The sequence below is a fragment of the Pseudomonas sp. TZ252 genome, from assembly GCF_056110345.1.
The window spans coordinates 6235045-6261289 of record NZ_CM148566.1 but is presented as its reverse complement, the minus strand read 5'-3'; the positions used below and the strand labels follow the sequence as shown (position 1 = coordinate 6261289).

General features: G+C 66.9%; 24 protein-coding genes. 11 read left to right on the top strand and 13 right to left on the bottom strand.

The genetic code is table 11. The annotated features are described in order from the left end of the window. The first annotated feature begins 45 nt into the window (after window positions 1–45). Together htpG and ACYAF3_RS28895 are read left to right on the top strand one after the other, a co-directional pair. Entirely contained in the window at window positions 46–1950 is a 1905-nt protein-coding gene (gene htpG / locus ACYAF3_RS28900; RefSeq protein WP_003087446.1) for a molecular chaperone HtpG, read from the top strand. Between the two features lie 67 nt (window positions 1951–2017). Continuing rightward, window positions 2018–2743 carry a dienelactone hydrolase family protein gene (locus ACYAF3_RS28895; RefSeq protein WP_003122896.1) on the top strand — a complete coding sequence of 242 codons (726 nt, stop codon included), beginning with the start codon at window positions 2018–2020 and terminating at the stop codon, window positions 2741–2743. Window positions 2744–2753: 10 nt separating this feature from the next. On the opposite strand, the gene panB is transcribed toward ACYAF3_RS28895, so the two are convergent. Beyond that, window positions 2754–3575, bottom strand: coding sequence for a 3-methyl-2-oxobutanoate hydroxymethyltransferase (gene panB, locus ACYAF3_RS28890; protein WP_003087450.1), 822 nt, complete (start codon window positions 3573–3575; stop codon window positions 2754–2756). A gap of 80 nt (window positions 3576–3655) precedes the next feature. On the opposite strand from panB, the gene ACYAF3_RS28885 reads away from it, so the two are divergent. After that, entirely contained in the window at window positions 3656–4438 is a 783-nt protein-coding gene (locus ACYAF3_RS28885; RefSeq protein WP_003117756.1) for an AraC family transcriptional regulator, read from the top strand. 10 nt (window positions 4439–4448) lie between these two features. Here the strand turns inward: ACYAF3_RS28885 and ACYAF3_RS28880 are convergent, their stop codons facing one another. From ACYAF3_RS28880 to ACYAF3_RS28860, 5 genes are all read right to left on the bottom strand, one after another. After that, complete coding sequence (locus tag ACYAF3_RS28880; protein ID WP_003117755.1) at window positions 4449–5750, bottom strand: cytochrome c; 1302 nt, start codon at window positions 5748–5750, stop codon at window positions 4449–4451. A gap of 49 nt (window positions 5751–5799) precedes the next feature. Beyond that, a complete protein-coding gene (locus tag ACYAF3_RS28875; protein ID WP_016253590.1) occupies window positions 5800–8046 on the bottom strand; it encodes a xanthine dehydrogenase family protein molybdopterin-binding subunit in 2247 nt (748 codons plus the stop codon). Next, window positions 8043–8534 carry a (2Fe-2S)-binding protein gene (locus tag ACYAF3_RS28870; RefSeq protein WP_003097907.1) on the bottom strand — a complete coding sequence of 164 codons (492 nt, stop codon included), beginning with the start codon at window positions 8532–8534 and terminating at the stop codon, window positions 8043–8045. The genes ACYAF3_RS28875 and ACYAF3_RS28870 overlap by 4 nt, the downstream gene beginning before the upstream one ends. 206 nt (window positions 8535–8740) lie before the next feature. Next, complete coding sequence (locus ACYAF3_RS28865) at window positions 8741–9163, bottom strand: MarR family winged helix-turn-helix transcriptional regulator (protein WP_003120438.1); 423 nt, start codon at window positions 9161–9163, stop codon at window positions 8741–8743. Between the two features lie 38 nt (window positions 9164–9201). Next, window positions 9202–10107 carry a substrate-binding periplasmic protein gene (locus tag ACYAF3_RS28860; RefSeq protein ID WP_003120437.1) on the bottom strand — a complete coding sequence of 302 codons (906 nt, stop codon included), beginning with the start codon at window positions 10105–10107 and terminating at the stop codon, window positions 9202–9204. On the opposite strand from ACYAF3_RS28860, the gene ACYAF3_RS28855 reads away from it, so the two are divergent. After that, on the top strand, window positions 10106–11140 hold the full coding sequence (locus ACYAF3_RS28855; RefSeq protein ID WP_003097898.1) for an amidohydrolase family protein: 1035 nt from the start codon (window positions 10106–10108) through the stop codon (window positions 11138–11140). The two genes, ACYAF3_RS28860 and ACYAF3_RS28855, sit on opposite strands and share 2 nt — an antisense overlap. Before the next feature lie 68 nt (window positions 11141–11208). Then, window positions 11209–11685 (top strand): DUF3859 domain-containing protein, encoded by a 477-nt coding sequence (locus tag ACYAF3_RS28850; protein ID WP_003087466.1) that lies wholly within the window; start codon window positions 11209–11211, stop codon window positions 11683–11685. A gap of 140 nt (window positions 11686–11825) precedes the next feature. Here ACYAF3_RS28850 and bosR read toward each other — a convergent pair whose 3' ends face one another. The 7 genes from bosR to ACYAF3_RS28815 all read right to left on the bottom strand — a co-directional run bounded on the left by bosR (window position 11826) and on the right by ACYAF3_RS28815 (window position 21075). Next, a complete protein-coding gene (gene bosR / locus ACYAF3_RS28845; protein WP_003087468.1) occupies window positions 11826–12266 on the bottom strand; it encodes a biofilm oxidative stress transcriptional regulator BosR in 441 nt (146 codons plus the stop codon). A gap of 105 nt (window positions 12267–12371) precedes the next feature. Next, the gene (locus ACYAF3_RS28840) at window positions 12372–13997 is read right to left on the bottom strand and encodes a methyl-accepting chemotaxis protein (protein ID WP_003097894.1); all 1626 of its coding nucleotides are present in this window, start codon (window positions 13995–13997) and stop codon (window positions 12372–12374) included. 154 nt (window positions 13998–14151) lie between these two features. Further along, window positions 14152–15369: a beta-ketoacyl-ACP synthase I gene (gene fabB / locus ACYAF3_RS28835; protein ID WP_003097892.1), complete on the bottom strand. Its 1218-nt coding sequence runs from the start codon at window positions 15367–15369 to the stop codon at window positions 14152–14154. A gap of 11 nt (window positions 15370–15380) precedes the next feature. Continuing rightward, window positions 15381–15896 (bottom strand): 3-hydroxyacyl-[acyl-carrier-protein] dehydratase FabA, encoded by a 516-nt coding sequence (gene fabA / locus ACYAF3_RS28830; RefSeq protein ID WP_003087475.1) that lies wholly within the window; start codon window positions 15894–15896, stop codon window positions 15381–15383. A gap of 188 nt (window positions 15897–16084) precedes the next feature. After that, complete coding sequence (locus ACYAF3_RS28825) at window positions 16085–18040, bottom strand: ATP-binding protein (protein WP_003097889.1); 1956 nt, start codon at window positions 18038–18040, stop codon at window positions 16085–16087. Then, window positions 18037–18795 (bottom strand): ABC transporter substrate-binding protein, encoded by a 759-nt coding sequence (locus ACYAF3_RS28820; protein ID WP_003120435.1) that lies wholly within the window; start codon window positions 18793–18795, stop codon window positions 18037–18039. The genes ACYAF3_RS28825 and ACYAF3_RS28820 overlap by 4 nt, the downstream gene beginning before the upstream one ends. Before the next feature lie 171 nt (window positions 18796–18966). After that, entirely contained in the window at window positions 18967–21075 is a 2109-nt protein-coding gene (locus tag ACYAF3_RS28815; protein WP_016851772.1) for a TonB-dependent receptor plug domain-containing protein, read from the bottom strand. A 150-nt stretch (window positions 21076–21225) separates the two neighbouring features. On the opposite strand from ACYAF3_RS28815, the gene ACYAF3_RS28810 reads away from it, so the two are divergent. The 6 genes from ACYAF3_RS28810 (at window position 21226) to ACYAF3_RS28785 (ending at window position 26227) form a co-directional block, all read left to right on the top strand. Further along, the gene (locus ACYAF3_RS28810; protein ID WP_003097883.1) at window positions 21226–22248 is read left to right on the top strand and encodes an NAD(P)H-dependent glycerol-3-phosphate dehydrogenase; all 1023 of its coding nucleotides are present in this window, start codon (window positions 21226–21228) and stop codon (window positions 22246–22248) included. Between the two features lie 13 nt (window positions 22249–22261). After that, window positions 22262–22603 (top strand): DUF4389 domain-containing protein, encoded by a 342-nt coding sequence (locus ACYAF3_RS28805; protein ID WP_003097882.1) that lies wholly within the window; start codon window positions 22262–22264, stop codon window positions 22601–22603. Beyond that, a complete protein-coding gene (sixA, locus tag ACYAF3_RS28800) occupies window positions 22600–23064 on the top strand; it encodes a phosphohistidine phosphatase SixA (RefSeq protein WP_003117751.1) in 465 nt (154 codons plus the stop codon). The genes ACYAF3_RS28805 and sixA overlap by 4 nt, the downstream gene beginning before the upstream one ends. Before the next feature lie 126 nt (window positions 23065–23190). Next, the gene (locus ACYAF3_RS28795; protein WP_003122891.1) at window positions 23191–24858 is read left to right on the top strand and encodes an AMP-binding protein; all 1668 of its coding nucleotides are present in this window, start codon (window positions 23191–23193) and stop codon (window positions 24856–24858) included. Between the two features lie 49 nt (window positions 24859–24907). Then, a complete protein-coding gene (locus ACYAF3_RS28790; RefSeq protein ID WP_003087490.1) occupies window positions 24908–25345 on the top strand; it encodes a hotdog fold thioesterase in 438 nt (145 codons plus the stop codon). A gap of 57 nt (window positions 25346–25402) precedes the next feature. Then, window positions 25403–26227, top strand: coding sequence for an AraC family transcriptional regulator (locus ACYAF3_RS28785; RefSeq protein ID WP_003097872.1), 825 nt, complete (start codon window positions 25403–25405; stop codon window positions 26225–26227). Window positions 26228–26245 lie beyond the last annotated feature (18 nt).

Genomic DNA, 26245 nt, shown 5'->3' with positions numbered 1-26245 from the left:
ATCCGCCGTGGTACGCGGCTTATGTCATTGATGGAGCTTGGAGCGATGAGCGTGGAAACCCAAAAAGAGACACTGGGCTTTCAGACTGAAGTGAAGCAACTGCTTCACCTGATGATTCATTCTCTCTATTCGAACAAGGAAATCTTCCTCCGCGAACTGATTTCCAACGCCTCGGACGCCGCCGACAAGCTGCGTTTCGAAGCCCTGGCCAATCCCGAGCTGCTCGAGGGCGGCGCCGAGCTGAAGATCCGCGTCAGCTTCGACAAGGAAGCCAACACCGTCACCCTGGAAGACAACGGCATCGGCATGAGCCGCGAGGATGTGGTGACTCACCTGGGCACCATCGCCAAGTCCGGGACCGCCGACTTCCTGAAGAACTTGTCTGGCGACCAGAAGAAGGATTCGCACCTGATCGGCCAGTTCGGCGTCGGTTTCTACAGCGCCTTCATCGTCGCCGACAAGGTCGATGTCTACTCCCGTCGCGCCGGCCAGCCGGCCAGCGAAGGGGTGCACTGGTCGTCGAAGGGCGAGGGCGAGTTCGACGTCGCTACCATCGACAAGCCCGAGCGCGGTACCCGCATCGTCCTCCACCTGAAAAAGGGCGAGGAGGAGTTCGCCGATGGCTGGCGCCTGCGCAACGTGATCAAGAAATACTCCGATCACATCGCTTTGCCGATCGAGCTGCCCAAGGAATTCCACGGCGAAGAGGCCGACAAGCCGGCCGAGCCGGAATGGGAAACGGTCAACCGCGCCAGCGCGCTGTGGACCCGTCCGCGCGCCGAGGTGAAGGACGAGGAATACCAGGAGTTCTACAAGCACGTCGCCCATGACTTCGAGAACCCGCTGAGCTGGAGCCACAACAAGGTCGAAGGCAAGCTGGAATACACCTCGCTGCTCTACGTGCCGGGCCGCGCGCCGTTCGACCTGTACCATCGCGAAGCGCCGCGGGGCCTGAAGCTGTACGTACAGCGCGTGTTCATCATGGACCAGGCCGACGAGTTCCTGCCGCTGTACCTGCGCTTCATCAAGGGTGTGGTCGACTCCAACGACCTGTCGCTGAACGTCTCCCGGGAAATCCTGCAGAAGGATCCGGTGATCGACTCGATGAAGTCGGCGTTGACCAAGCGCGTGCTGGACATGCTGGAGAAGCTGGCGAAGAACGAGCCGGAGCAGTACAAGACCTTCTGGAAGAACTTCGGCCAGGTCCTCAAGGAAGGCCCGGCGGAAGACTTCGGCAACAAGGAGAAGATCGCCGGCCTGCTGCGCTTCGCCTCCACCGGCGACGATTCGGGCGAGCAGAGCGTAGCGCTGGCCGACTACATCGGTCGGATGAAGGAAGGCCAGGACAAGATCTACTACCTCACCGGCGAGAGCTACTCGCAGGTGAAGAACAGCCCGCACCTGGAAGTCTTCCGCAAGAAGGGCATCGAGGTGCTGCTGCTCACCGATCGCATCGACGAGTGGCTGATGAGCTACCTGCCGGAGTTCGACGGCAAGCAGTTCGTCGATGTCGCCCGCGGCGACCTGGACCTGGGCAGCCTGGACTCGGAAGAGGACAAGAAGGCCCAGGAAGAAGTCGCCAAGAGCAAGGAAGGCCTGATCGAGCGCCTGAAGAAGGTGCTCGACGAGCAGGTCAGCGAAGTCCGCGTTTCCCACCGCCTGACCGATTCGCCGGCGATCCTCGCCATCGGCGAACAGGACCTTGGCCTGCAGATGCGCCAGATCCTCGAGGCCAGCGGGCAGAAAGTGCCGGACTCGAAGCCGATCTTCGAGATCAACCCGCAGCATCCGCTGATCGAGAAGCTGGATGCGGAGCCGGACGAGGACCGCTTCGGCGAGCTGTCGCATATTCTCTTCGACCAGGCCGCCCTGGCCGCGGGGGACAGCCTCAAGGATCCGGGCGCCTACGTACGCCGACTGAACAAGCTGCTGGTGGAGCTGTCCGCTTAAGCAGTAGCCCCGACAAAGCCCGCTTCGGCGGGCTTTGTCTTTTCCAACTCTCGCAGGAGCAGTACCCATGAGTGAGATTCGTGTAGAGCCGGTCGCCTACGACATCGATGGGCAGCCGTACGAAGGTCAACTGGTGTACGACGCCAGCCACGCGGGGCCGCGCCCGGGCCTGCTGATGGCGCCGAACTGGATGGGCGTGAGCGCCGCCGCGCTGGACATCGCCCGGCAGGTCGCCGGCCGTGGGCACGTGGTGCTGGTGGCGGACCTCTACGGCAGGGACGTGCGTCCGCAGAACGGCGACGAGGCGGGCGCGGCGATGATGCCGCTGAAGAACGACCGGGCCCTGCTGCGCAAGCGCATGCAGGCAGCGCTGGCGGCCTTGCGCGGACAGGCGCTCGCGGCTGTCGATACGACCCGCCAGGCCGCCTTCGGTTTCTGCTTCGGCGGTTGCTGCGTGCTGGAGCTGGCTCGCGACGGCGCCGAGCTGAAGGCCTTCGTGTCCTTCCATGGCACCCTGGATACGCCGGACCCGGCGCATGCCAGGAATATCAAGGGCGCGGTACTGGTCCTCGACGGCGCCTCCGATCCGCTGGTGCCGCGCGAGCAGTTGCCGGCCTTCGCCAGGGAGATGACCGATGCCGGCGTCGACTGGCAGCTCACCAGCTACGGCGGCGCGGTGCATTCCTTCACCGATCCGAACGCCAAGCTGCCGGGCAAGATGCACTATGACGCCAGGACCTCCCGGCGTGCCTTCCAGGCGATGGACGACCTGCTGGCGGAAGTCTTCGCCTGAGACCGCCGGCTCACTCGCGCATGGCGAAGCAGTGCCTGGCCTCGGGGAAGCGCCGTTCGCGCACGTCCTCGGCGAAGCGCCGGGCCGCCTCGTCGATTTCCCGGTCGAGGCGCGCGTAGCGTTCGACGAAGCGCGGTACCTGTTCGCCGCTTAGCCCGAGCAGGTCCTCGCTGACCAGTACCTGGCCGTCGCAGGCCGGCGAGGCGCCGATACCGATGCAGGGGATCGCCAGTTCTTCGCTAAGGCGACGGGCCAGCGGCTCGCCTACGCCTTCGATGACCACCGCGAAGGCGCCGCCGCGCTGCATGGCGAGGCCGTCGCGGCGTACCCGTTCGGCGCTTTCCGGGTCACGCCCCTGGGCCTTGAAGCCGCCCATGGCGTTGACCTGCTGCGGCATCAGGCCGATATGGGCGAGCACCGGTATGCCACGGCGTACCAGGAAGTCCACGGTTTCTTCCATTTCCTCACCGCCTTCCAGCTTCACCGCCTGGGCGCCGCTGTCGGCCAGCAGGCGTGCGGCGTTGCGGAACGCCTGTCGGGGCGATTCCTGGTAGCTGGCGAACGGCAAGTCGGCCACCACGCAGGCGCGCCGACTGCCGCGCATCACCGCCAGGGTGTGGGCGACCATCATCTCCAGGCTCACTCCCAGGGTGCTGGGCATGCCATAGAGCACCATGCCCAGCGAATCGCCGACCAGCAGCAGGTCGGCATGCGGATCGAGGAGGCGGGCCATGGGCGTGCTGTAGGCGGTCAGCGCCACCAGGCTGCCGGCACCCTTGCGGCGCTGGATATCGGGAACGGACAGGCGATGTTGCGGGCGATGACTGCTCATGGCGTGGCTCCGGTTTGTCTATGGGGAGCCACACGCTACCATCGGCCGCGTACCGCTCACTCGACGGATGGGGACAACCGATGCCGCAAACGGGACAAGAACGCGACCTGCCGCGATTCCGCAGCCTGCCCTGCGCGGTGTACCTGCGCGCCTTCGAGATGCCCGCCGGGCACCGGGTGGAGATGCACGAGCACCCCTGGGGCCAACTGATGTACGCCGCCAGCGGCACCTTGCGCGCCAGCACCGAGCGGCACAGCTATCTGGTGCCGGCGCAGCGGGCGCTGTGGATTCCGCCGGGCGTCCGGCACGCCGCGGAGGCTTGCAACCCTGTGCTGTTCCGCAGTCTCTACCTGGATCGTTCGCTGCCCGGCGGTTGCCGGGTACTGGAGGTGTCCGGCCTGCTGCGCGAACTGTTGCTGCGGGCGGCGGAGTTTCCCCGTGAATATCCGCCGGGTGGCGAGGCCGAGCGTCTCATGCAGGTGGTCGCCGATGAGGTCGGGCGCCTTCGCGAGGCGCCGCTGAACCTGCCGTTGCCTGGCGACCCGCGCTTGCGCCGGATCACCGACGCGCTACAGGCGGATCCCGCCGATCCGCGCGGCATCTCGGATTGGGCGGGACTGGTGGGGGCGTCCCGACGGACCCTGGCGCGGTTGTTCCGCGAGCAGACCCAGTTGTCGTTTCGCGAGTGGCGCCAGCGCCTGCGTCTGCTCAACGCGGTCGCCGCGCTGGAGGAGGGCGCCAGCGTGACGCGGGTGGCCAGCGACCTTGGCTACGACTCCACCTCGGCGTTCATCAGCCTGTTCCAGCGTCATTTCGGCCAGACCCCCGGTTGCTTCGCCCGCTCCCTGCGCTTGCCCAACTGAGCCGCATGCTTCAGGGCGCCGCCTGTCGGCGCAGGCTTGCCGCCTTGGCCGCGAGGTCCGGCCAGGCGGGCTTGCCGGCGAAACGCTCGCGCAGGTAGTTGGCCAGGGCGGCGACTTGCCGGTCGTCGAGGCTGTGGCGGAAGCCGGGCATATAGCCGAGGTCGCCGGTGGCCGGGCTGTGGATGCCGTCGAGGATGATCCGCAGCAGGTTGTCCGGGCTGTCCGCATGCACATTGCTGTTCAGCGCCAGGGATGGACGCACGCCGAAGAAGCGCGGTCCGTCGCCGTCATGGTGGCAGGCCAGGCAGGCCCCGGCGAACAGGCGCGCGCCGCTGCCGCTGGGCGGTTGCACGCGGCCGTAGCCCTGCCGGTCGAGGCGTTGCGCCTGTTGCTGATCGGTTTCCCCGGCCGGGGCAGCGGCGTAGGACGCAAGGTAATGGGCCAGGGCCCGCAGGTCCTCGTCCGACTGCTTGGCCAGGCCTTCGCCGACCACTGGCGCCATCGGCCCGCTGGCGACCCCGTGGTAGGCCGAATAGCCGTGGCGGAGGTAGGCGTAGAGGGCCTCCTCGCTCCAGGCGATGGGCGCCGGCGAACTGGCGTTCAAGGCTGGCGCGGTCCAGCCCTCCGCCTCGCCGCCGGCGAAGTGCGCGCTGCCGGACTTTTCCGCGCCGAGCGCATTGCGCGGCGAGTGGCAGGCGCTGCAATGGCCGAGGCCTTCGGCGAGATAGGCGCCGCGGTTCCATTGCTGGTTGCGCGTCGGCTCGTCGCGGTAGGCGCCGGGCTCCAGGAACAGCAGGTTCCAGCCGGCCATCAGCTGGCGTTGGTCGAAGGGGAACGGCAGCTGGTTGGCAGGCGTTTCGCTGTGCACCGCCGGCTGGCTCATCAGGTAGGCGTACAGGGCCTTCAGGTCTTCGTCGCGAGTCCTGGTGAAGGCGGTGTAAGGGAACGCCGGATACAGGTAGCTGCCGTCGCGGGCCACGCCATGCCGCATGGCCCGCTCGAAGGCGGGGTAGGACCAGCCACCGATGCCGCTCGCGCGATCCGGCGTGAGGTTGCTGCTGTAGATCGTCCCGAACGGCGTCGGCAAGGCCCGTCCGCCGGCGTTGCGCGGGCCGCCTTCGCGAGTGTGGCAGACCGCGCAGTCGCCGAGGGCGGCGAGGCGTTCGCCGCGGGCGATCTGCTCGGCGCTGAAGGGACCGGGTGTGCCTTCCAGTGGCCCGATGGCCGGTTGCCAGGCGTAGCCGAGGGCGATGGCGGCGAGCGCGACGAGGCTGCCGGAGGCCCAGAGGCCGATGCGTGTTGCCTTCTTCATCTGTCAGTCATCCACTGCGCGGGGCGCCGCGGCGCCCCGGGGAAAAGGATCAGGCCTGCGCGCTGCGCAGCGCCGCGAGTACGCGTTCCGGAGTGAACGGCACCTGTCGCAGGCGCGCCCCGGTAGCGTCGAAGATCGCATTGGCGATGGCCGCGGCGCTGGGCACCGAGGCTGACTCGCCAGCGCCCATCGGTGGCTGCTCGGGGCGGTCGAGCAGCAGTACGTCGATCTCCGGCAGTTCGGGGAAGCCGAGGATCGGGTAGCCGCCCCATTCCAGGCTAGTGACGCCACGGCGGTCGAAGGTGGCGAACTCCTTGAGTACCCGGCTGGTGGACTGGATGACGTTGCCGTGGACCTGGTGCCTGACCCCATCGGGATTGACCATCTGCCCGCAGTCATGGGCGACCCAGACCTTGGCGACGCGCACCGCGCCGTTCTCCGGGTTCACCTCGACGTCGACGATCCAGGCGGCCCAGGCGGCGCCGAAACCGGGAAACTTGCTGTGGAAGTAGCGCGCATAGGCGAAGCCGCGTCCCTTCAGCAAGCCGTCCCGGCGCGCCTCTGGGTTGGGGGAGGTGCGTGGCTGCCAGCCGGCGCGGGCGACCAGGGCGTCGATCAGCGCCAGGGCGCGCTGGTCGTCCAGGTAGCGGCGGCGGAAGGCGATGGGGTCGATGCCGGCCAGGTGCGCCAGTTCGTCGATGTAGGACTCATGGGCGAACACGTTCGGCAGCGCCGAGACGCCGCGCATCCAGGACGCGCGGACGATAGGGGCGGCGTCGTTGGCCACCACCCGCATCCGCGGGTAGCGGTATTGCGGGATCGCGGTGCGGTCGCCCATGTCGGCCACCTGCGGGGTGGCCGGGATCCGCCCGGTGAGGAGCAGGGCCAGGGTCGGCGCGCCGTTGGAGGGGTAGCAGGTGGCGAAGTCGTAGGCCGCCACCCGGCCTTGCTCGTCGAGACCGCCGCGGACCTCGATCAGTTGCGCGGTGCCTTTCGGTTCCCAGCCATGTTCCTGTTCGCGCATCAGTTGTACCCGCACCGGCCGGCCCACTGCCTGCGCCAGGAGCACGGCGTCGGCGCTGACGTCGTCGGCGCCGTTGCGTCCGTAGCAGCCGGCGGCTTCCATGCGGATCACCTCGATGTCCCCGGTCTCGCGCTGCAGCAGCCTGGCCAGGTCGTTGCGCAGGTCGTGCGGGTTCTGCGTGCCGGACCAGACGCGAGCGCGCTGCGCATCGACCTCGGCGAGGGCGCAGGAAGGGCCGATGGAGGCGTGCAACTGGTAGGGCCAGACATAGGTGGCCGACAGCGGCCGGGCGATGCCCGCGAGGTGCTGCTCGAGACCGGGTGAGTCGTGCAGCGTGCGTGGCTTCTTCGGATGCCGGCGAAGCGTGTCCTCGAGCCGGTCGGGTTCCAGCGGCGGCAGGCCCTGCCAGTCCTTCCAGCGCACCTTGAGCTGGCGCGCGGCGCGGATCGCCTGCTCCTCGCGTTCGCAGACCACGCCGACGAAGTCGCCGATCACGACCACCTTGACCAGCCCCGGCAGCCCGGCGACCGAGCTTTCGTCCACCGCCAGCAGGCCGCTGCCGAGCGGGGCGCTGACATCCGCGCCGGTATAGGGCGGGCGTACCACTCGCCCATGCAGCATGCCGGGCAAGCGCATGTCGTGGACATAGGTCAGTTGACCGGTCAGCTTCGCCGGGATGTCCACCCGACGCACCGGCTTGCCGACCAGACGGTACTCGCTGCGCGGCTTGAGCGGCGCCTTGCCGTCGATGTTCAGGTTGAAGCGCTGGCCTCGCAGCAACTCGCCGTAGCCGATCCGTCGCTGCGGATTGGCGGCGGCGAAGACCTGGCCGTTTTCGCTGCGCAGGCTGTCCGGATGCACCGGGAAATGGCTTCCGGCCTGGCGCAGGAGGAAGCGCCGGGCTTCGGCGGCGGCCTGGCGCAGCGGCACGGCGCTGACCTGGATGCTGGCGCTGGCGATGGTCGGCCCCTGGTCCGGTGTGCGACGGGTGTCGCCGAGGATCATCTCGACCTGCTCGAACGCGACGTCCAACTCTTCGGCGACGATCTGCGCCAGTGCCGTGCGGATGCCGGTACCAAGGTCGACGTGGCCGCAGAAGGCGGTGACCTTGCCGTCCGCGGCAATGGCGATGAACGAGTCGACCTGGTCCAGCGGCAGGTCGGTGGCGCCCTGCTCGGCAAGGGCGAGCAGCGGGGCGGGCAGGTTGACGGTGACCAGCAGCAGGCCGCCGGCCTTGAGGAAGCCGCGTCGCGAGGGATTGGCCAGGCTCATGCCGGGTGCTCCTCCTGATGCTCCTTCAGGCTCTCGGCGGCACGCCGCACGGCCTTGAGAATCTCCACATGGGTGCCGCAGCGACACAGGTTGTAGGCCAGTTCCTGGCGGATCTCGCCGTCGCTGGGGTTCGGGTTGCGATCCAGCAACGCCTTGGCGGTCATCACCATGCCGTTGATGCAGTAGCCGCATTGGGCGGCCTGTTCGTCGATGAAGGCCTGTTGCAGCGGATGGGGATGGGCGGCATCGCCGAGTCCTTCGAGGGTAACCACCCGGCGGCCTACGGCGGCCTCCACCGGGGTGATGCAGGAGCGGGTGGCGACGCCATCCATCAGCACGGTGCAGGCGCCGCACTCGCCGAGGCCGCAGCCGAACTTGGGACCGTTCAGTTGCAGGTCGTTGCGCAGGACATAGAGCAGGGGGGTATCGGGGGCGACATCGAGGCGCAGGGACTGACCGTTGACGGTCAGGGCAAGGGCATCGCTCATGGCGGTTTCTCCCCATGCCGGCGGCATGGCTGTTCATCAGGCGAATATCCCGTCAGCCGTGCCTGGTAGCATGCGGCTATGCGGGAATTTGTTTGTATACAAACATGTTATGAACGCCTGCGGCGAACTGTCAATGGCAGGCCGCTACGACGAAAGGCGCAGCTCCGGGCGACGCAACGCGGACAAAAGGATAGACCGCAATGGCCTCAGGTCAGGCGAGCGAGCAACCCGCGCAGGGTTTCCTGTTCTTGCGGGGAGAGGGGGGCCAAGGCCTGCCGGTTGATCTCGCGGGCGGCCGCCAGGCCGGCCTCGAGTTCGGCGCGTCCGGCAGGACTGAGGCTGACCAGCAGGCGCCGGCCGTCGTCCGGATCGGCGCTGCGCTGGATCAGTCCCCGTTTGTCCAGGCGCTCGACGACGCCCTTGATGGTCGCGGCGTCCATGGCGGTGAGTCGGCCGAGCTGGTTCTGCGGGCAGGGTCCGGTCTCGCCGAGGCGGACCAGGGCGGCCCACTGGGTGGGGGTCAGGCCGTTGCCGATGCCATTGGCGAACAACGCCGCATAGCGCTGGTTGGCTTGGCGCAGGATGAAGCCGATCTGGTCGTCGAGGCGGTACGGGGCGTTACGGGACATGCTGGACATCGGTGGTGGCGTGAGGGCTTCATTCTAGCTCACGGCCGGTACCAGAGCGCCTCGCGCTGAAAAGGAGTTTTTCCTGGAAGATAGGGGTTTTTCAGCTCGATTATTCTCCGCTGCCGAAGGGCAAGCTTGCCCAGCCGCGTCTTGAAATGTCGCTCGAACAGCCGTTCGAAGCTACCGTCGGCAATCGCCTTCTCCAGGCCCTGGCGAATGGCCTCGGCCAGTTCCGGGCGTTGACGCGAAACGAAGAAATAGAAGGCCGCGGGGTAGTGCAGGGCCACGTGCTGGTCGATCGCCAGGTGCAGCCCGGCGCGGGAGGCGTCCTCCAGTTCTCCGTCGATCACTACGACCTCGCGGGGGAAGACCTCGAAGCGGCCGGCATCGAGCATGCGGAACAGGCTCTCGTAGTTCTGGCTGGTCTTCACCTCCAGGCCGTTGGCGCGCAGGATCGGTGTGTCGGCCCAGTCCTGGCGCTGGCCGAAGCGCAGGCGGCGGAGATCGTCGAGGGTCCGCGCCGAGGCCAGGAGATCCTTGTTGGCGGCGCTGACCAGGGGGATGCGCCAGCCGATCAGGCCGCGATAGATCGGAATGCGGATCGGCAGCAGGGTCTCTTCCAGGTCGTCGCGGGACTGCGCCCACATCACCTGCAGGCCCGGATCGTCCTGCTCCAGGCGCAGTTGCGCACGGGACTGCGGCATGGGCTGCGCGCTGGGCTCCAGGCGGTAGTCGCCGCCGCTCCTGGCCAGCGCCAGTTGCAGCAGCTCGACGACGTAGGGTTCGGGGTTGCGCCCTTCGGAGTGGCGCGGATAGATCACCCGTTCGCCAGCCCCGGCATGCCAGGCCAGCAGGCCGAACAGCAGGGCCAGCCAGCGGAGCGGCGAACCCTGGCCGAGCGGCAGCGGTCTATGTTCACTCAGGCCTATCAGGAGGAATGCCATGGCTGGCCCCCGTACGCGTGCCCTGTTTTCGACATTGTTCGCCCTGTCCCTGGTGACATCCTTGACCCATGCCAGGGATTATCGCTACAGCGACGCTCACGTGCACTATGTGGATTTTTTCCAGGAAAGCGAAGGCATGCCGCGGCTGCTGGAGGCGATGGACAAAGGCCGGGTCGACCATGTGATGCTCAGCGGCGTCGCGGTCGCCAAGAAATGGCACGAGGACGAGCCGAAGCGGCCGCGCTACTACGCTGGCGACGATGCCGGAGCCTATTGGTACAGCGCCACCGACGTGATCGTGGCGGCGGCGGTGAAATCCCTGCCAGCCGAGCAGCGGCGGCGCGTGCATCCGTTCCTGACCGGTTTCAACCCGACCGACAAGAACGCCGACGCGCACATCCGTCGCATGCTGGAGCTGGACCCGGGACTCTGGCAGGGCATCGGCGAGATCTTTACCCGTCACGACGACCTCACCGCGCTGACCTACGGCGACGTGCCGAGGGCCAACAACGAGGCGCTGGCGCGGGTCTATCACCTGGCCGCCGAATTCGACCTGCCGGTGTTGCTGCACGCCAACGTCACTTCCAAGCGCGAACGTAACCCGCTGTACCTGGCGGAAATCGAGGAGCCCCTGCGCAATCACCCGCATGTGCGGTTCATCTGGGCCCATGCCGGGACCAGCATGGAGATCCATCGCCACCAGAAGAAACTGGACTTCCTCCTGCCGACCCTTCGGCGTCTGCTACAGCGCTACCCGAACCTCTACATCGACCTGTCCTGGTCGGTGTTGCGCCCGTACCTGCTGGACGAGCAGGGCAAGCCCGATCCGCAGTGGCTGGCACTGGTCGAGCGGTTTCCGCAACGCTTCATGCTCGGTTCCGATGTGGTCGGCCAGTTCGACAGCCTGCCCGAGTTGATGGCGAGCTTCGATCCGTTCCTCGACGCCTTGCCCGAGCAGGTCGCTCGCCAGGTGGCGCGGGACAACTTTCTGGCGGTGCTGCCGCGCCAGCCCGCCGATCCGCGAGGCGAATAACCCGGATTCGTCATCAGTCTGTCATGCCGGCGTCATAGGCTCGCGCCAGTCCCATCCAGGAGTGAGTCATGTCCTTCATCCGTTCTTGCATCAGTCGTTCCGTCTTCCTGCTCGGCGCCGGCGTCGCCGTGGCGGCGCAGGCCGAGGTGCGTATCGACGGCCCCATCGAATATGGCGTGTTCGAAAGCCGCTACCAGGATTTCCAGCCCGGCGAACGGGTATTGACCCGTAGCGAGCAGAACATCCAGCAGACCACCGAAGTCCCGGCCAAGCTCGGCACCAAGTTCGGCATGCGTTATCAACTCAGCGGCAAGCAGGAAGGCGATACGCCTTTGACGCTGCTCTACCTCACCCCGGGCGTGGTCACTCCGGATGGTCAGCGGCATGACAAGTTCGAAGTGGTGCAGAAGCTGGTGCCGGGCGCGCCGACCGATGTCATGGCCTACGAATTCACCGAGCCGCACGAAGTGGTGAAGGGCGAATGGCGGTTGATGGTGTTCCAGGGCGATCGCCTGCTGGCGGAGAAATCCTTCGACGTGCGCTGAGCGCGAGCCATGCAAAGCGCTGGTTTTCTTGTGTGGCGTGGATAACGCGGGGGCGCCATTCGCTCTACCGGGCAAGGGTTGCCTGCGTGCGGTAGGGCGGCGTACGAACGGATGCCGACGGTAGCCTGTTCGTCCTTCGATCAGTCCCTGCTGACCCGGGTATCTTCCGCGGCGAGCGGACTGCCGTCGCCGGCGCGTACCTGCAGGCGCGGCACCGGCTGGCCGCTGTCGCGCTCGACCAGGCGGACATGGGATTCGTCCGGGGCGAAGAAATAGTCCTCGCCCCACTGCCGAATCGCCACCAGCAGGGGGAAGAGCGCGCGTCCCTTGTCAGTCAGGCGGTATTCCTGGTGACTGCCGCTTTCGGCCGGGACCGCCACCATCACGCCGTGCTCCACCAGGTTGCGCAGGCGCGCCGCCAGGATGTTCTTGGCCAGGCCGAGGCTCTTCTGGAATTCGCCGAAGCGCGTCAGTCCTTCGAAGGCATCGCGCACGATGAGCATCGACCAGCCGTCGCCGATCACGTCCAGCGGGCGGGCGACTGGACAACTGGCTTGCTTGTGGCTGGTGCGCTTGACCATCTGGGCGGCTCCGGAGGGGGAGAGGATCGGGTTTCATGGTAAAACCCGGGCTTCACGCTGGGCAACCGGAGGAAGTGCGCCGCCGTGAGACGGCGCACGGCATGGTCAGACGACGAAGCGGGTGACCATGTTGTTCAGGTCGATGGCCAGTTGCGACAGTTCCTGGCTGGCGGCGGCGGTCTGGTTGGAGCCGGCGGACGTCTGCAGCGAGATGTCGCGGATGTTCACCAGGTTGCGGTCGACCTCGCGGGCCACCTGGGCCTGCTGCTCGGAGGCGCTGGCGATCACCAGTGTACGCTCGTTGATCTGGCCGACCCGCTCCGCGATCTCGTTCAGCGCCAGGCCGGCGGCTTCGGCGATCTCCAGCATGTTGCGGGCGCGTACGCTGCTGCTGTCCATGGCGCCGACCGCGGCGCCGGTGCCTTCCTGGATGTTGGCGATCATCTGCTCGATCTCGCGGGTGGATTCCTGGGTGCGATGGGCGAGGGCGCGAACCTCGTCGGCGACCACGGCGAAACCGCGGCCCTGCTCGCCGGCGCGAGCCGCCTCGATGGCCGCGTTGAGCGCCAGGAGATTGGTCTGTTCGGCGATACCGCGGATCACGTCGAGGACCTTGGAAATGTCCTGGGCCTTTTCCGCCAGGCCGCCGACCAGCGCCGAGGTATTGTCCACTTCTTCGCTCATCAGGCGGATCGCCTGGACCGTCTCCAGTACCCGCTGGCGTCCGTTCTGCGCCGATTGCTCGGAGGCGGACGAGGCGTCCGAGGTGGAGCTGGCGTTGCGCGCCACTTCCTCGACGGCGGCGGTCATCTCGTTGACCGCGGTGGCGGCCATCTGGATTTCGTCGTTCTGCTGGGTCAGCGAGCGGTTGCCCTGCTCGGTGACGGCGCTGAGTTCCTCCGCGGCGGAGGCCAGTTGGGTCGCCGAGCTGCCGATCTGCTGGATGGTCTGGCGCAGTTGTGCCTGCATGCCCTGGAGGGCGACCAGCAGCTTGGCCGGTTCGTCGCGGCCAGAGGTGTCGATGCGGCTGGTGAGGTCACCGGAAGCGATCACCTCGGCCACTCGCAGCGCCTCGCCGATCGGTTGGGTGATGCTGCGGGTGAACAGCCAGGCCAGTACCACGGTAGCGAGGCCGGCGACCAGCAGTACGCCGATCACTGCGGCGAAGGCGCTGTCATAGACCTCATCGGCCGTGTGGCTGGCCTGGCTGGCGCCCTTGACGTTGAAGTCGATCAGCGCCTGCAGTTGCTGCTGGGTGGCGCGGTACTGGTCGAGCAAGGTGCTTTCGGTGTACTGGCGGGTCTCTTCCAGCGGCTTGCTGCGCGACATCTGCACCAGGGTCTGCTGGCTTTGCAGGAGCGTCTGCCGGGTAGCCAGGTAGCGCTCGTAGATCGAGCGCTCGTCGGCACCACTGATCAGCCGTTGGTAGGCGCCCTCGCGATCGGTCAGTTCCTTGCCGATTTCCGTCATGCGGCTTTCCAGGAAGCGCTTGCTGCTATCGTCCGCCGCCAGCACATGGGCCAGTTGCACCTGCCGCAGTTCGGCGAGCAGAACGTTCAACTCGGCGCTTTCGCGGACGCTAGGCAGCCAGTTGTCGCTGATGTCCGAAGAGGCTTCGTTGAGCGAACCCATCCGGTTCAGGGAAAAGATGCCGGTGATGACCAGCAGAGCGGTGATCAGGGCGAAACTCAGGGCGGCACGGGTCGCGATGGGCATACTGCGCAAAGACATGATGGCGGATTCCAGGGGGCAGGAAGAGGGACGGGGCTGACCAGTACTATCGGCAGGCAGGGCGGGAGGTTTAGCCCGTTCATGCAGTCCGGGTAAAGAAACGCTGGGTACAAAAAAGCGCCCCGGAGGGCGCTTCATGCGGCGATGGAGGGAATCAACCCTGCCAGCGCTTGAGGACCAGGGTGGCGTTGGTGCCGCCGAAGCCGAAGCTGTTGCTCATGACGGTATCGAGCTTGGCGTTCTCGCGGGTCTCGCGGAGAATCGGCAGGTCGGCCACTTCCGGGTCGAGTTCGTCGATGTTGGCGGAGCCGGCGATGAAGCCGCCCTCCATCATCAGCAGGCAATAGATCGCCTCGTGCACGCCGGCGGCGCCCAGCGAGTGGCCGGACAGGCTCTTCGTCGAGCTGATGGCCGGCGCCTTGTCACCGAACACTTCGCGCACGCCTCGGATCTCGGCGACGTCGCCGACCGGGGTGGAGGTGCCGTGGGTGTTCAGGTAGTCGATCGGCGCGTCGACGGTGGCCAGCGCCTGCTGCATGCAGCGGATCGCGCCTTCGCCGCTCGGGGCGACCATGTCGTAGCCGTCGGAGGTGGCGCCGTAGCCGACGATCTCGGCGTAGATCTTGGCGCCGCGCTTGAGCGCATGCTCCAGCTCCTCGACCACCACCATGCCGCCGCCGCCGGCGATGACGAAGCCGTCACGCTTGGCGTCGTAGGCGCGGGAGGCCTTTTCCGGAGTGTCGTTGTACTGGGTGGAGAGGGCGCCCATGGCGTCGAACAGGCAGCTCTGGCTCCAGTGTTCCTCTTCGCCGCCGCCGGCGAAGACCACGTCCTGCTTGCCCAACTGGATCTGTTCCATGGCTTGGCCGATGCAATGGGCGCTGGTGGCGCAGGCGGAGGAGATCGAGTAGTTGACGCCCTTGATCTGGAACGGTGTGGCCAGGCAGGCCGATACGGTGCTGCCCATGGTGCGGGTCACGCGGTATGGGCCGATGCGCTTGACGCCTTTCTCGCGCAGGGTGTCGATGGCTTCCATCTGGTTCAGGGTGGAAGCGCCGCCGGAGCCGGCGATCAGGCCGGTGCGGGGGTTGGAAATCTGTTCCGGAGTCAGGCCGGAGTCCTTGATCGCCTGCTCCATCGCCAGGTAGGCGTAGGCGGCGGCATCGCCCATGAAGCGGAAGACCTTGCGATCGATCAGCTCTTCGAGGTTCAGGTCGACCGAACCGGAAACGTGGCTGCGCAGGCCCATCTCGGCGTAGGACGGATTGAAGCGAATGCCGGGCCGACCCGCACGGAGGTTGGCGGAAACGGTGTCTTTGTCATTGCCGAGGCAGGAAACGATGCCCAGACCGGTGATAACGACGCGACGCATGCGGATAACCCTTAGAAGCTGTCAGTGGAGGTGAACAGGCCGACGCGGAGGCCTTCGGCACTGTAGATTTCGCGGCCATCGACGCTGACGGTGCCGTCGGCGATGGCCAGGACCAGCGAACGATTGATCGTGCGCTTGATATGAATGTTATACGTGACCTTCTTCGCTGTCGGCAGAACCTGACCGAAGAACTTCACTTCGCCCGAACCCAGGGCGCGGCCGCGGCCGGGGTTGCCCTGCCAGCCGAGGTAGAAACCGACCAGCTGCCACATGGCATCCAGGCCCAGGCAACCGGGCATGACCGGATCGCCTTCGAAGTGACAGGCGAAGAACCACAGGTCCGGGTTGATATCCAGCTCGGCGACCAGCTCGCCCTTGCCATACTTGCCGCCGACATCGCTGATGTGAACGATGCGATCGATCATCAGCATGTTGGGGGCGGGAAGTTGCGCGTTACCCGGGCCGAACAGCTCGCCGCGACTGCAGCGCAGCAGGTCTTCTCGGGTGAAGGCGTGTTGTTTGGTCATGCGAGCTCCTCAAAAATCCCTGAACTGCAGGGTTGTGGCGGTTCGTCCAGCGGCCGTCGCGCCGGGTTATTGTATCGGCGTCGCAGCGGCAGCCTAGTCATAGACTGTTGCGTTGCGGTGAAAGTCACAGTGTCCGGCGAACAGATGTTCACTTTATTCCCGCGTCCGCTTGCCGCCCTTGTCGTAGATCATTCCGGCTCCCCTCGTCCGGTTTCGTTCGATGTCACGGGGAGTTCCGGCTGCGAGCCGATCCAGCGTTGCAGTATGCGTTGCAATTCCGCCCGTTTGAATGGCTTGGCCAGGTAATCGTTCATTCCCGCCTGCAGGCAGTTCTCCCGATCGCCCTGCAGGGCGTTGGCGGTCAGGGCGATGATCGGTACCTGCCGGCCGTTCTCCTGGGCCCTGATTTCCCGTGTCGCCGAGTAGCCGTCGAGCACCGGCAGGCGGCAGTCCATCAGGATCGCGTCGTAGCGCTGGCGCTCGGCGCTGCGTACCGCCTGGATACCGTCGGCGACCAGGGTGACGCGATAGCCGAGGCTGCGCAACATGGCTTCTATGACTGTCTGGTTCACCGGATTGTCCTCGACCAGGAGGATTTCCTGACCGGCGGCGACCGGGGCGGCGTCGCCGGCGGCCTGCTGCCGGTGCGCCGGCGACTGCTGGAAGGGCAGCGGAATCTCCAGGGTGAAGGTCGATCCCGAGCCTTCCTTGCTCTCTGCCTGCAGGGTGCCGCCCATCCGTTCCGCCAGGGTCCTGGCGATCGCCAGGCCGAGCCCGGTGCCGCCGTAGCGTCGGGAAATCGACGAATCCGCCTGCTGGAAGGCGTCGAACATATGTTCCAGGCGTTCCGGCGAGATGCCGATGCCGCTGTCGTGCACCGCGCAGGTCAGCCACAGTACGTCGTGATCGAGAGCCTGCCACTCCAGGCTGAGATGGATGGCGCCTTCCTCGGTGAACTTCAGCGCATTACCCAGCAGATTCACCAGGATCTGTCGGATCCGCGTCGGATCGCCGCAGACCTCGATATTCTCCAGGCCGGCCTGGATCTGCAATTCCAGCGCCAGTCCGCGTTGCTGGGCGCTGTGCTGGAACACCAGGGCGGAGCCTTGCACCAGTTCCAGCAGGTTGAAGGGAATGCACTCCAGTTCCAGCGCGCCGCGTTCGATCCTTGAGAAATCGAGAATGTCGTTGATGACCTTCAGCAGGTGTTCGGTGGACTCGGTGGCCAGCGCCGTGTACTCGGCCTGTTCGCGGGTCTGCTCGGTGGTTTCCAGCAGTTGCAGCATGCCCAGCACGCCATTCATCGGGGTGCGAAGCTCGTGGCTCATCATCGCCAGGAAGTCGGACTTCGCCCGGTTCGCCTGCTCCGCTTCCTCGCGGGCGCTGATCAATTGGCTGATCGCCTGTTCCTGTTCCCGGCTCGCGCGGTCCAGCCCGCTGGCGAGATTGTTGATGTGACGGGCCAGGTCGCCGATCTCGCCGTCGTCGAGGATCGGCAGGCTGGTCTTGTAGTCGCCGCTCTGGATCGCCTCGACCGCCTGGCCCATGGTGCTGATCGGCGCCGACAGGCGCTGCGCCAGGCGGCGCGCGACGAGGAAGGTGAGGATCAGGGCGAAGGCGGCCAGCAGGGCGGCCTTCAGGAGGATTTCCTGTTGCCGCTGGCTGAAGGCGTCGTTGGACATGCCGACCACCACCCGGCCGAGGTAGTCCTCGCCGGACTGGCCGTCGCCTTCGCTGGCGCCATCCAGCAGCGGGTCGCTGGCCAGGGCGATACGCTGGCGCTGGATGGTGGAGTGGAAGATGTCGATCGGCGCGGCGTTCTGCAACGCGCCGGGCAACTGTTCGACGTACACCAGGATATTGTCGTTGCGGTCGCGTACCTCGATGAAGCGCACATGCGGGGTGTCGAGGGTGGCCTGCAGCAGCTTCTGCAGCACGGGCGTGTTGCCGGCGATCACGCCGTATTCGGCGGCCGGCGCCAGCTGGTCGGCGATCAACTGGCCGGTATGGGTCAGTTCCTGGCGCAGGTCCTGCAGGCGCGAGTAGGTGAAGTAGGCGGTGAGCAACAGGGTCAGCAGCAGCGCCGGGCCCAGGCTGATCGCCAGCATGCGGGTACGGATGTCCCAGCCGTGGCGCTGGCTCATGGTTCTTCTCCTTCGGCGAGGCGCCGGCCGAGGTCGGCGTCGCTGGCCAGGTCGATACCCAGGGAACGGGCTACCTGCCGATTGCCGAGCACCTTGAAATGCCCTGGATAGAGGCTGAGGGGCCAGTGCCTGGGCGCCTGGCCGAGCAATTCGTCGAGGGTGTCCAGCCAATCCTCCTGGTCGCTGTAGCTGCTCGCCAGGCTGCCGGCCTTGACGAAGGCTGCGGTGGGGCCGAGCAGCGCGCGGTTCTTGGCGTAGCTGCCGAGCAGCAGGCTCTTGATGCTCTGCGAGTTGTACAGCTGTTTGTCGTCGATGCCGAGCAGCAGGTCACTATTGCCGAGCAGGAACTGCAGCGGGCGCGGGTCGTCGTTGCCGCTGCTGCTGGCGACGAACAGCTGGAGCCCCTGGCTGCGGGCCTCGCGGCGAAGCTCGTCGAGGAGGAATTCGCTGTCCTTGCCGTAGAGCACGCCGATGCGCTGGATGCCCGGCAGGATCAGGCGCGCCAGGCGGAGCTGGCGGGACGCCGGCGGGTCGCTCCAGAGTACGCAGAGACCTCCGACGCCGTGTCCGCCATGTCCGTTGGCGCCTGGCAGCAGGCGCTGGCCATCGACCCGGTTGAGCAGCAGCGCCAGGGTCGGCGGCGCCCGGTGCTGGCGCAGGCGCCAGGCCAGGGCCTCGGGGCCGAGCAGGAGCAGGCGGGTGTCGTCGGCGAAGACCATCCCCTCCGCCAGGGCCGCGGGCGTGCGCAGTTCCACCTGGTCCTGCGGCCGTCGCTGCGCCAGGGCATCGCGAAAGGCGTTCACCGCGGCCCCCTGGTTGGCGCTGACCAGGACCAGTTGCGCGGCCTCGCCGACATGCGGGAGACAGCAGAAGACGAGCGCGAGCAGCGCCTGGAAAGCCCGGCGGGCGGGGCGCAAGCGACGCATCTAGAACGTCACCTCGGCGCTGAAGTAGAGCAGGTGGCGGCTGTCGTAGCGGTTGTCGGGAAACGTCAGCGGTTCGTCGTCGAGACGCTGCTGGAGCACGCCGGCCAGTTCCAGGGCGGCCTTGCCCAGGGGAATGCGCTTGGCCAGGCGCAGGTCGACGCGTTCGAAACGATGTCCATTGAGCGAGTCGTCGCCATAATAGAAGAGGGCGCTGGACCAGCCTTGGCCCCAGTCGTGCATCCAGCCGGCCGAGCCGCCGTGGCGGGCGGTCAGGCGCCGGTCGTAGCGACTGGTGGCGTCGTAGTCGAGATAGGCGTAGGTGGCGCGCAGGCGGTCGCGTAGGCCCAGGCGCCAGTCGAGCTGGCCTTCCGCGCCGGAGAAGCGGATGCGATCGCCGTTGTCCGGACTGAAGTCGACGACGCTGAGCGGATCGCTGATCAGTCCGGTGATTTCCTCGTGGAACAGGCGTACATCCACGGCCAGTCCGGTCTCGCGGAAAAAACCGTTGTAGCCGATCTCGCGCGAACGGGTGTGTTCCTTGCCCAGGTCGCCGGGGCCGTGGGCGCTGGCGAAGTAGTAGGCTTCGCTCTGCCCATAGGGCGTCGGTGTCAGGTGGCGGACCCGGTAGCGCCAGTCGACGTCGTTTTCGTACATGCCCGGTGACCGCACTGCCTCCGAATAGACCGCGCGCAGGCTGTGCTGGGGGTTGAACAGGTAGTTCACCGCCAGCCGCGGGCTGAACGAACTGCCGGAGCCCTCGACGTCTTCGAGCATCCCCCCGCCCTGCAGCAGCCAGTGTTCGCCGGCATGCCACTCCAATTGGCTGAACAGCCGCCAGATCTGGCTGCTGACCCTGCCGCCGTAGAAGGTCTCGGAGTTTGCCTGGTCGTAGCGGTAGCTCAGGCCGTTCAGCAGGCGCAGGTTGTCGCCCAGGCTGAGGGTGTCCTGCATCTCCAGGTCGTAGCGGCTTTCCCGGATGTTGCGGTCGACCCGTCCGCAGACCGGACGCAGTCCGCCATTGCGTAGCTGGTCGAGGACCTGGGTCGCCAGTTGCAACTCCTGGGCGCTGCCGGGCGGCAGCCGGGTCGGATCGTCGGCGAACCTGCGCAGGTAGTCCGGGTTCAGTTCCCAGAGCTGCGCCAGTTGCGGGCTGAAGGCAATGGCCGCCTCGCAGGCGTTCCATTCCTGCCGGCGCTCCCAGTGCTGTGCGTAGCCTTGTATATAGAAGCTGTGGCGTGGGTCGAGGTCGACGTTCCAGCGCAGCGAACCGGCATAGTCGTGGGCGAGCGTATCGGAGTTGTCGATGTCGTCGGGAACCTGGGGAAACGGCGAGCGGTAGGCGTAGGGGTGCTGGTTCGAGCCTTCCTTGGCCGCCAGTTGCCACTCCAGGCTCTGGTTCGGCGCCAGGCTGTGGCTGGCGTTGAGGTTGAAGCGGCTGAGCCGGCGGCCGTCGCGCAGGGCGTGACCGTCGTGGTCGCGGTCGAAGCCGTCGTCTTCCTGGCCGGACAGCGACAGGCGGAAGTCGCTGTCTTCCAGGGCGATGCTCTGGCTGGCGTACCAGTCGCGGATGCCGCGCTGGCCCGCCGTGTACTTCAGGCGCGTGCCGGGCGACTCGCCGGGGGCGCGGGTGATGATGTTGATCACCCCCATCAATGCGTTGGCGCCGTAGCTGACGGTATTCGGCCCACGGAACACTTCGATCCGCTCGACATCCTCGAGGGCCAGCGGCAGGTCGCTCCAGTCGACGCTGGCAAGGCCCGGGCGGTACACCGAGCGGCCGTCGATCAGCACCTGCAGGCGCCGCGCCCCCGACATGCTGGTGCCGTGGTAGTTGACCGTGGGCTGGTTGCCGGACAGGTAGCCGACCATCATGCCCGGGACCAGGCGCATCAGTTCGGGAATGTCGCGGGCGCCGCTGGCGACGATCAGCTCGCGGTCGAGCACGCTGATGCTGCCGGGAACTTCCGCCGGGGATTGTTTCAGGCGTGTCGCGGTCAATACTTCGGGAACGCCGCTGGGATCGTTGAACAGGTCGGCGGCCGCGAGCTTGCCGCCGAACAGCAGGGCCAGCAGGGTCAGGGAGGCGGGAGCACGTGAAGCGATGGGCACGGAACGACCTTGTTCTCGATAGGTATTGTCTGGCCCGGGCATGGTAAACGAGGCGCGGGCTTTTGCCAGCGCCGGCGTCAAGACTGGTCGGCCGGCTGGCCGACCGTATAATGGCGTGATTGCCGCGTGGCGGCCAGAAATGGATGAATCATGACAGAGCAGCAACCGATTGCCGTGCTCGGCGGCGGCAGTTTCGGCACCGCTATCGCCAACCTGCTGGCCGAGAACGGCCAGGCGGTCCGCCAGTGGATGCGCGACCCGGAGCAGGCCGAGGCGATCCGCAGCCGACGCGAGAACCCGCGCTACCTGAAAGGGGTCAAGGTGCATCCCGGGGTCGAGCCGGTCACCGACCTGGAGCGCACCCTGGCCGATTGCCAACTGATCTTCGTCGCATTGCCCTCCAGCGCCCTGCGCAAGGTGCTGCAACCACACCAGGCGGCATTGACGGACAAGCTGCTGGTGAGCCTGACCAAGGGCATCGAGGCGCACACCTTCAAGCTGATGAGTGAGATCCTCGAGGAAATCGCCCCGCAAGCCCGCATCGGGGTGATTTCCGGCCCGAACCTGGCGCGCGAGATCGCAGAGCACGAGCTGACCGCCACGGTGGTCGCCAGCGAGGACGACGAGCTGTGCGCCCGCGTCCAGGCGGCCCTGCACGGCCGCACCTTCCGCGTCTACGCCAGCCGCGACCGCTTCGGAGTGGAACTCGGCGGTGCGCTGAAGAACGTCTACGCGATCATGGCCGGCCTGGCCGCGGCGATGGATATGGGCGAGAACACCCGCAGCATGCTGATTACCCGCGCGCTGGCGGAAATGACCCGGTTCGCCGTCAAGCTCGGTGCCAACCCGATGACCTTTCTCGGCCTCGCCGGCGTCGGCGACCTGATCGTCACCTGTTCCTCGCCGAAGAGCCGCAACTACCAGGTCGGCCACGCCCTCGGCGAGGGGCTCAGCCTGGAGGAGGCGGTATCGCGCATGGGCGAGACCGCGGAGGGTGTGAACACTCTCAAGGTACTCAAGGAAAAGTCCGACGAGATGCAGGTGTACATGCCGCTGGTCGCCGGTCTCCATGCGATCCTCTTCGAAGGCCGCACCCTGGCGCAGGTCATCCAGCTGCTGATGCGCGGCGAGCCGAAGACCGACGTCGATTTCATTCCCACCACCGGCTTCTGACGAGGAGACCGCCATGTCCGCAGACCCGCAAGCACGCGAATCGATCGCCATCCGCATCCTCTGGATGCTGCTGTTCGTCCTGGTCTGGCAGGTCGCCGAACTGCTCCTCGGGGCGGTGGTGGTGATCCAACTGGTCTACCGACTGATCTACGGCGCACCGAACGGCAGCCTGATGGCTTTCGGCGACAGCCTCAGCCAGTACCTGGCGCAGATCGGCCGTTTCGGTACCTTCCACAGCGACGAGAAACCCTGGCCGTTCGCCGACTGGCCGAGCGCCCGTGCCGCCGAGGGCGAGGCCGCCCACAGCGTGCCGCCCGCCGCGCACCCGGCGCGCGACGAAGAGCCGAAGTTGTGAAACTCTGGCTGTTGCGCCACGGCGAGGCCGAACCGCACGCCAGCCGGGATTCCGAGCGGCGCCTGACCGCCCATGGCCGCAAGGAGGTGCTGCAGAGCGCCGCGCGGCTGGCCGGGTTGCCGCTGGACGGGATTCTCGCCAGCCCCTACGTGCGCGCCCAGCAGACCGCCGAGCTGGTGCGCGAGGCACTGGGCCTGGTCGAGCCGGTCGGCACCGCGCCCTGGTTGACCCCCGACGACGATCCGCGCGAGGTGCTCGGTTTCCTCGACGAGCGCAGCGAGCGCAATCTCCTGCTGGTCAGCCACCAGCCCCTGGTCGGGGCGCTGGGCGGTCTGCTGGTGCATGGCAACCGGCGCGATCCGTTGCCGATGAGCACTGCCTCGCTGGCCGAGCTGGAAGGCGACTTCGCCGCCGCCGGGCTGATGACCCTGGTCTCGCTGCATCACCCGCGGCACGGCTAGGAAGCGCCTGGCACAACGACTACAAACCGAAACATTTCCCGGCTTGCCTGCGGTTGGCTGTGATGGAATATTCGACCAAGCAAGTGCTTGGTCGATCTCCCAGAACAACAACAACGGAGGCGGTACGTGGTCACTGCAAATCGTCTGCCGCTCGAAGTCTTCTTCGAGCGCGAAAAGCGTCATCCGCAACGGCGTTACCTGGTGCAGCCCATCGGTGGCGGCCGGGTCGAGGAGCTGAGCTGGGGCGAGGTGGGCGACCAGGCGCGGCGTGCAGCCGCCTGGTTGCGCAGCCTGGATCTCCCCGCCGGCAGCCGTATCGCGATCATCTCGAAGAACTGTGCGCACTGGATCGTCATTGACCTGGCGATCTGGATGGCCGGGCACGTTTCCGTCCCCCTCTATCCCAATCTCACCGCCGAGTCGGCGCGCCAGGTGCTGGAGCATTCCGAGTCGGCGGTGGTCTTCGTCGGCAAGCTCGACGACTGGCCGGCGATGGCGCCCGGAGTCCCCGAGGGCATACCGACCGTGGCCATGCCGTTGCACCCGGAAGGGCGTTTCGACCGCCAGTGGAGCGACCTACAGGCCTGCGCGCCGCTCGAAGGCGACACGCCGACCGCTGCCGAGCAACTCGCCACCCTGATCTACACCTCCGGAACCACCGGGGTGCCCAAGGGGGTGATGCACAACTTCAGCAGTTTCGCCTTCGCCGCCAGCCGCGGCGTGGAACTGTTCGGCACCCGCGAAGACGACCGGATGCTCTCCTACCTGCCGCTGTGCCACGTGGCGGAGCGGATGTTCGTCGAGATGGGGTCGCTCTACGGGGGAACCACGGTGTTCTTCGCCGAAAGCCTGGACACCTTCGTCGAGGACATGAAGCGTGCGCGGCCGACCCTGCTGTTCGGCGTGCCGCGCATCTGGACCAAGTTCCAGATGGGGGTGTATTCGAAGATGCCGGCGCAGAAGCTCGACCGCCTGCTGAAGCTGCCGATCCTCGGCCGCATCGTCGGTCGCAAGGTGCTCGCCGGGCTAGGCCTGGACGCGGTGCGCTACGCGCTCTGCGGCGCGGCGCCGGTACCCGAGGCGCTGCTGCTCTGGTATCGCCGCCTGGGCCTGGATGTGCTCGAGGTCTACGGGATGACCGAGAACAGCGGTTACTCCCACGTCTGCCGGCCCGGCAGGCAGAAGACCGGCTGGATCGGCCAGAACAGCCCCGGCGTCGAGGTACGCATCAGCGACGAGGGCGAGGTGCAGGTGCGTAGCGGCGCGACCATGGTCGGCTACTACAAGGAGCCGGAGAAGACCGCAGAGGTGCTCACCGCCGATGGTTTCCTGCGCACCGGCGACAAGGGCGAGCAGGACGCCGAAGGCAACCTGCGCCTGACCGGGCGGATGAAGGAAATCTTCAAGACCAGCAAGGGCAAGTACGTGGCGCCGGCGCCGATCGAGAACCGCCTGGCGGTGCACGATCGCATCGAGCAGGTCTGCGTGGTCGGCGAGGGCCTCAGCGCGCCGCTGGGGCTCTGCGTGCTCTCCGAGGTCGGTCGCCGGGAGGCCCTCAACGGTACCCGCGGGGCGCTGGAAAGCAGCCTGCGGGCGCACCTGGAACAGGTCAACGGTGCGCTCGACAAGCACGAGCGCCTGGTCGGCCTGGTCCTGGTGCAGGAAACCTGGGCGGTGGACAACGGTTTCCTCACGCCGACCTTGAAGATCAAGCGCAATATGGTGGAAGGTGCCTATGGCTCGCGCTTCCACGAATGGGTGGAACGCCGCGAGGCCGTGCTCTGGCACGAATGACTCCCACCGACGGGAAGCCCTTGGCTTCCCCCTTGCGCAAGGAATTCCCATGAGCCTCTGGCGACAAACGCCCGACCTGGAGCAACTGAACGCCTCGCAGAAGAACAGCATCGGCGACCTGCTTGGCATCCGCTTCGAAGCCTTCGACGACGAGTCGCTGACCGCCAGCATGCCGGTCGACTCGCGTACCCACCAGCCGTTCGGCCTGCTGCATGGCGGCGCCTCGGTGGTCCTCGCGGAAAGCCTGGGCTCGATGGCCAGCTACCTGTGCGTCGATACCAGCCAGTACTACTGCGTCGGCCTGGAAGTGAACGCCAACCACCTGCGTGGCCTGCGCAGCGGCCGGGTCACCGCGGTGGCCAGGGCGATCCACCTGGGGCGCACCACCCATGTCTGGGACATCCGCCTCAGTGGCGACGACGGCAAGCCGAGCTGCATCGCCCGCCTGACCATGGCGGTGGTGCCATTGGCGGGCAGGGCGGGCTGAGCGCGGTCCGCAATTTTGTCCAAGATCGTTCCGTCCCGCGGGCGGTAGAGTAGCGGGATGGAACAGATCACCCATCTCAGCAGCGGGATTCCCGGCGTACGCCTGATAGACGCCGAGCACAACCGCTTTTCCTTTCCCCGGCACTTCCACCTGGAGTACCACATCGGCTTGCTGTTGCAGGGCCGGCATCGCTATGCCGCCGGCGGCGAACGGCGCCTGGCCGGGGCCGGCGACGCGTTGCTGATGGCGCCGGAAAGCATCCACGACGGCAGCAGCGCCGGCGAGGAGGGCTACCGTATCCGCGTCCTGGCGCTCGATGCCGACTGGCTGGAGCGCGCCAGCCGTGACTTCAGCGACGGCCGTCGGGGGGCGCCGCGTCTGACCAGTAGCCTGGTCCGCGACGAGCGTCTGCAGCAGCGCCTGCGTCAGTTGCACCTGGGCATGCTCGGCGGAGCGGCGGCGCTGGAGAACCGTCTGGCCCTGGAAGAGCACCTCTGGCAGGCGCTGGCCTGCCTGCTCAGCCTGGGCAGCAGCCTGCGCCTGGAGGAGGGCGACCGGGAAGGCTTCGGCCAGCGCGACTGGACGCGGCTGCGCGACTGGCTGGAGTCGCGCCTGGAGTACCCGCCGAACCTGGAGGAACTGGCCGCCTTCTGCGGCCTGAGCCCCTGGCAGGTGCTGCGGCGCTTCCGCCGTCACTGCGGCCTGCCGCCCCACCAGTGGCTGACCCAACTGCGCCTGGAGCGCGCCTTGCCGCTGGTTCTGCGCGGCGAGCAGCCATTGAGCCAGGTGGCCCAGCAGTTCGGTTTCTACGACCAGGCGCACTTCAGCCGTCTGTTCCGGCGCACCTATGGGTTACCGCCGGCGCGCCTGCGCCAGCGCTGATTCGCGTTTTCCTTTCCG

Bases quoted from the DNA above. Each gene is read 5' to 3' on its own strand.
- ACYAF3_RS28805 (WP_003097882.1), top strand. From the start codon at position 22,262: ATGTCCGCAGACCCGCAAGCACGCGAATCGATCGCCATCCGCATCCTC.
- ACYAF3_RS28860 (WP_003120437.1), bottom strand. From the start codon at position 10,107: ATGGCATTCCTCCTGATAGGCCTGAGTGAACATAGACCGCTGCCGCTC.
- bosR (WP_003087468.1), bottom strand. From the start codon at position 12,266: ATGGTCAAGCGCACCAGCCACAAGCAAGCCAGTTGTCCAGTCGCCCGC.
- ACYAF3_RS28875 (WP_016253590.1), bottom strand. From the start codon at position 8,046: ATGAGCCTGGCCAATCCCTCGCGACGCGGCTTCCTCAAGGCCGGCGGC.
- ACYAF3_RS28785 (WP_003097872.1), top strand. From the start codon at position 25,403: ATGGAACAGATCACCCATCTCAGCAGCGGGATTCCCGGCGTACGCCTG.
- ACYAF3_RS28895 (WP_003122896.1), top strand. From the start codon at position 2,018: ATGAGTGAGATTCGTGTAGAGCCGGTCGCCTACGACATCGATGGGCAG.
- ACYAF3_RS28850 (WP_003087466.1), top strand. From the start codon at position 11,209: ATGTCCTTCATCCGTTCTTGCATCAGTCGTTCCGTCTTCCTGCTCGGC.
- ACYAF3_RS28790 (WP_003087490.1), top strand. From the start codon at position 24,908: ATGAGCCTCTGGCGACAAACGCCCGACCTGGAGCAACTGAACGCCTCG.
- ACYAF3_RS28855 (WP_003097898.1), top strand. From the start codon at position 10,106: ATGGCTGGCCCCCGTACGCGTGCCCTGTTTTCGACATTGTTCGCCCTG.
- fabA (WP_003087475.1), bottom strand. From the start codon at position 15,896: ATGACCAAACAACACGCCTTCACCCGAGAAGACCTGCTGCGCTGCAGT.
- ACYAF3_RS28870 (WP_003097907.1), bottom strand. From the start codon at position 8,534: ATGAGCGATGCCCTTGCCCTGACCGTCAACGGTCAGTCCCTGCGCCTC.
- ACYAF3_RS28825 (WP_003097889.1), bottom strand. From the start codon at position 18,040: ATGAGCCAGCGCCACGGCTGGGACATCCGTACCCGCATGCTGGCGATC.
- ACYAF3_RS28885 (WP_003117756.1), top strand. From the start codon at position 3,656: ATGCCGCAAACGGGACAAGAACGCGACCTGCCGCGATTCCGCAGCCTG.
- panB (WP_003087450.1), bottom strand. From the start codon at position 3,575: ATGAGCAGTCATCGCCCGCAACATCGCCTGTCCGTTCCCGATATCCAG.
- ACYAF3_RS28840 (WP_003097894.1), bottom strand. From the start codon at position 13,997: ATGTCTTTGCGCAGTATGCCCATCGCGACCCGTGCCGCCCTGAGTTTC.
- ACYAF3_RS28810 (WP_003097883.1), top strand. From the start codon at position 21,226: ATGACAGAGCAGCAACCGATTGCCGTGCTCGGCGGCGGCAGTTTCGGC.
- ACYAF3_RS28865 (WP_003120438.1), bottom strand. From the start codon at position 9,163: ATGTCCCGTAACGCCCCGTACCGCCTCGACGACCAGATCGGCTTCATC.
- fabB (WP_003097892.1), bottom strand. From the start codon at position 15,369: ATGCGTCGCGTCGTTATCACCGGTCTGGGCATCGTTTCCTGCCTCGGC.
- htpG (WP_003087446.1), top strand. From the start codon at position 46: ATGAGCGTGGAAACCCAAAAAGAGACACTGGGCTTTCAGACTGAAGTG.
- ACYAF3_RS28880 (WP_003117755.1), bottom strand. From the start codon at position 5,750: ATGAAGAAGGCAACACGCATCGGCCTCTGGGCCTCCGGCAGCCTCGTC.